Annotated in this window: 4 protein-coding genes; 3 read left to right on the forward strand and 1 reads right to left on the reverse strand. The window is 70.6% G+C overall.

Translation table 11 applies throughout. The annotated features are described in order from the left end of the window. Nucleotides 1-109: 109 nt before the first annotated feature. Together VFE05_02845 and VFE05_02850 are read left to right on the forward strand one after the other, a co-directional pair. Nucleotides 110-373, forward strand: coding sequence for an NAD(P)H-binding protein (locus VFE05_02845; GenBank protein ID HET6228987.1), 264 nt, complete (start codon nucleotides 110-112; stop codon nucleotides 371-373). A gap of 87 nt (nucleotides 374-460) precedes the next feature. Then, nucleotides 461-1,042, forward strand: a complete 582-nt coding sequence (locus tag VFE05_02850; GenBank protein HET6228988.1) for a Spy/CpxP family protein refolding chaperone — start codon at nucleotides 461-463, stop codon at nucleotides 1,040-1,042. 488 nt (nucleotides 1,043-1,530) lie between these two features. Here the strand turns inward: VFE05_02850 and VFE05_02855 are convergent, their stop codons facing one another. Further along, the gene (locus tag VFE05_02855) at nucleotides 1,531-1,833 is read right to left on the reverse strand and encodes a hypothetical protein (protein HET6228989.1); all 303 of its coding nucleotides are present in this window, start codon (nucleotides 1,831-1,833) and stop codon (nucleotides 1,531-1,533) included. A gap of 340 nt (nucleotides 1,834-2,173) precedes the next feature. Here VFE05_02855 and VFE05_02860 point away from each other — a divergent pair, with 340 nt between their 5' ends. Beyond that, nucleotides 2,174-2,626, forward strand: a complete 453-nt coding sequence (locus VFE05_02860) for a DUF3085 domain-containing protein (protein ID HET6228990.1) — start codon at nucleotides 2,174-2,176, stop codon at nucleotides 2,624-2,626. Nucleotides 2,627-2,708 lie beyond the last annotated feature (82 nt).

Below are 2,708 nucleotides of genomic sequence, written 5' to 3' on the forward strand. Positions count from 1 at the left end.
GGCCGTACGGGATGCGCCGGCAGGTCACGCGCATCGGCCTGGGGCCGGACGACGCGGCGCGCTTCCGGGTGGCCGTGGCGGAGCGGATGGCCCTCGCGGGTGGTGCGTGATGCGCGTGCTGGTGGCGGGTGCGTGCGGGCACCTGGGCCGCGAGGCCGTGCGCCAGCTGGCGCGCCGGGGCCACCGCGTCCGCGCGATGAGCTGCGCCGCCGAACGCCTGCCCGGCCTACGCGGAGCCGCGGCGGAGACCGTCTTCGCCGATCTGGACGATTCGGCGTCGCTGCGGCGGGCGGGCGAGGGAGTGGATGCGGTGCTGTCGTGCGCGGGCGAGGCGGGGAGGCTTCCGTGTTCCCCCAGCTTAACCAAACGCTAACCAACGGATGTGGAGGTGACGATGTAAACCTATTCAGAGCAACCCGATAGGGGCTGCGATTCACCACGCATCAGAGAGATACCGGTCATGAAGATCCGTTCGTTCGCACTCGGCCTGGCGCTCGTGGGCGCGCCGCTTTCGCTGCACGCGCAGCAGGCGTCCGCCCCGGCGCAGGGCCGCGAGGCCCACGGCCAGCACGCCCGCGGCGGCCGCGGCGAGGGGCAGCAGGGGCCGCGTCAGAGCCCCATCCAGCGCCTCATCGCCAACCGGCAGCAGCTCAGCCTGACCGACGCGCAGGTGCAGCGGCTGCAGGGCATCGAGCAGGGGCTGCAGAGCCGCAACCAACCCATCATGGAGCGCATGCGCGCCATGCGGCAGCAGGCCGGCCTGCCGGAGCGCGGCCAGGGCGGCGCGCAGGGCCAGCGCCCGCAGCTCACCGAGCAGCAGCGCGCCGCGCTGAAGCAGAGCCGCGAGCAGATGCGCCCGCTCATGAAGCAGATGCGCGACAACAACAAGGCGGCGATGGAGCAGGTGAAGTCCGTCCTCACCTCCGCCCAGAAGGACCAGGTCAAGGCCCTGCACCGCCAGGAGCGCGGCAACCGCGAGGGCCACGGCCACCGCGGCGGACAGCGCAACCCGGCGCAGGCCACGCCGCAGCAGCGCTCGTAAGCAGCACGCAGTCGAAGACAGCGAAGGGTGCCCGGCGATTCCGCCGGGCCCCCTTCACGCGTTTCAGCTTCTCACCGGCCGATTGGGGATCGTCGCTTCTCATACGGATTCCGGGTAGGTCGACTTGCCTTCGCGGAGTCTCGCCCGAAGCGGTTCGGACCATCGGTAGCAGCCCACGGAGGTGGGCTTCGCGCCGTCGTAGCCCGCGGCTTTAGCCGCCAGGGCGATGCTGGCCGCACCGATTCTCCCGGATTCCGTACCATCTCCCGTCCACATCTTCCGCACGGCATCTCACGTATCTGCCGTCGCCTGCCGCCGCGGCGGAACGGACGCGCGGACACCGCATCGTCATCTACCGAACACCGCGGACTTGTCCGGTGGTGAGGCGGCGGCTATATCCGCGCATCGGCGGCGACACCGAGGACGGGTCCGCCGCGCGCTGAAGATGGCCGGACGCGCGCCGTCAAACGCCGGCAGTACCCGCGGACCTACTCCGGCTGCGCCGTGTTGGGGAGGGTGAGCTGGCGGCGGAATTCGTCCTCCTCCACCAGTCGCCGCACGTCGGTGCGGATGCCCTCGATTGCCTGAAGCTCCTGCTCCACCAGCGCGAGGCGCCGCTCCACCATGGTCAGGGCGTCGTTGCGGCCGCTGCTCTCGCGCAGGCGCGCCATGGCGTCCACGATGGGTCGCAGGGCAATGCGCGCGGTGATGCCTACCACAGGCACCACCATCGTGATGGCGATGGCGGTGAAGAGGATGACCTTCGGGACGTCCATGGGAAGCGTCTGCATCGGTCCGGCTCGCTACGAGGGTGAACGGTGGGATGTGGCGGCCCGTACGGCGGAGGTGCGCCCAACGTTTCACGCGTGGACGCCCCCGCTGCCGCACGTTAATCGCGCCTGGTGGGTGCATCAAGCAGTCCGCTCGTCACCAGTGCGGAGATTTGGAACGGCGGATCGGCTTCGGGAGATGCGGAATCTCGCATCGATCCGAAACCCTTTCGCGCACGGAGTATGTACGGCGACGGCTCGTTCGATGCCGATGAAGTGGGACGGTGCCGGCCCGCAGATTCTCCGCCAATGCGCGGCAGGGATGACCGGCGGCGTCTCGTGAGCGAGAGCGCGCCGGTGGATGATGACGGCGCGAGAGTGGATCAACGGAGAGGAGCGGCGGATGGAGCAGCGGTACGAGTTCGAGGGCGCCGAGGTGAAGGCGCTGGTGGAGGAGTCGCGGGCCGCCAAGGAGCGGGAGATGACGTTCGGGCAGCGGTGCATCGCCGCGGGCGTGAGCCTGAGCGACGAGGACCCGGACTGGGAGGCGGTGGAGGAGCACCCCGGCACCGGCGCGCCGCCCGGGCTGTGGCTGATGAACGACCGCGGCATCTACCTGCGCAGCAACGCCGCGAAGCGCAAGCCGGACAGCGTGGCCTACGCCCGCGGCTACCGCGCCGACGTGAAGGTGGGCGACGACGACCTCACCGAGTTCCTGGACGCCGGGCAGCTCGACGCGGTGGCGCCGGGCGACACGCTGGTGGTGACGCTCACCGACAACAAGGTACGGCTGTCGCTGCTGCGGCCTCAGTGAGCCGCGGGCTGTGCGGCCAGGCTGGCCGGCATCACCGGCCCGATCCACGTTCCGCCGCTCCCGCTCTGTAGCTCGCGGGGGA

It is taken from the genome of Longimicrobiaceae bacterium, from assembly GCA_035696245.1.
Taxonomy (GTDB): domain Bacteria; phylum Gemmatimonadota; class Gemmatimonadetes; order Longimicrobiales; family Longimicrobiaceae; genus DASRQW01.

Coding starts and splice junctions, on each gene's coding strand:
- VFE05_02845 (HET6228987.1), top strand. CDS start 110: ATGCGCGTGCTGGTGGCGGGTGCGTGCGGGCACCTGGGCCGCGAGGCC.
- VFE05_02850 (HET6228988.1), top strand. CDS start 461: ATGAAGATCCGTTCGTTCGCACTCGGCCTGGCGCTCGTGGGCGCGCCG.
- VFE05_02855 (HET6228989.1), bottom strand. CDS start 1,833: ATGCAGACGCTTCCCATGGACGTCCCGAAGGTCATCCTCTTCACCGCC.
- VFE05_02860 (HET6228990.1), top strand. CDS start 2,174: ATGATGACGGCGCGAGAGTGGATCAACGGAGAGGAGCGGCGGATGGAG.